This is a genomic window from Senegalia massiliensis, from assembly GCF_900626135.1.
Classification (GTDB): domain Bacteria; phylum Bacillota; class Clostridia; order Tissierellales; family SIT17; genus Anaeromonas; species Anaeromonas massiliensis.
Map to the genome: position 1 here is coordinate 1 of NZ_LR130797.1, position 877 is coordinate 877.

An 877-nucleotide genomic window follows, 5' to 3' on the forward strand; every position below is an offset into this window, starting at 1 on the left:
CTGTTTGCTCCCCACGCTTTCGAGCCTCAGCGTCAGTAACAGTCCAGAGAGTCGCCTTCGCCACTGGTGTTCCTCCTAATATCTACGCATTTCACCGCTCCACTAGGAATTCCACTCTCCTCTCCTGCACTCAAGCTTTGTAGTTTCAAATGCTTACATTGGTTAAGCCAATGGCTTTAACATCTGACTTACAAAGCCGCCTACGCTCCCTTTACGCCCAGTGATTCCGGACAACGCTCGCCCCCTACGTATTACCGCGGCTGCTGGCACGTAGTTAGCCGGGGCTTCCTCCTTAGGTACCGTCAAAATTCTTCCCTAAGGACAGAGCTTTACGATCCGAAGACCTTCATCGCTCACGCGGCATCGCTGCATCAGGGTTCCCCCCATTGTGCAATATTCCCCACTGCTGCCTCCCGTAGGAGTCTGGACCGTGTCTCAGTTCCAGTGTGGCCGATCACCCTCTCAGGCCGGCTACCCATCGTTGCCTTGGTAAGCAGTTACCTTACCAACTAGCTAATGGGACGCGGGACCATCCTATACCACCGGAGTTTTGACTCATGCACCATGCGGTGCTAGAGTTTCATGGAGTATTAATCCCGGTTTCCCGAGGCTATCCTCCTGTATAGGGCAGGTTTCCCACGCGTTACTCACCCGTCCGCCGCTAGAAAGATTAAAAAATCATCCGAAGAATCAATTTTAATTTTCTCGCTCGACTTGCATGTGTTAGGCGTGCCGCCAGCGTTCGTCCTGAGCCAGGATCAAACTCTCAATAAAAATTTAAAGTTTGTTTTCCTTTGACCCAAAATTGAATCAAACGTTAGCTTAATTTAGCTTTATAATTTTACAACTTATAAGTTGTTGTTATCTACACTGTTCA

Annotated in this window: 1 rRNA gene; it reads right to left on the reverse strand. The window is 49.3% G+C overall.

The features are described from left to right. Positions 1-774: ribosomal RNA gene (locus tag E0D94_RS14650) — 16S ribosomal RNA — on the reverse strand; the annotation flags it as partial. Between the last annotated feature and the right edge of the window lie 103 nt (positions 775-877).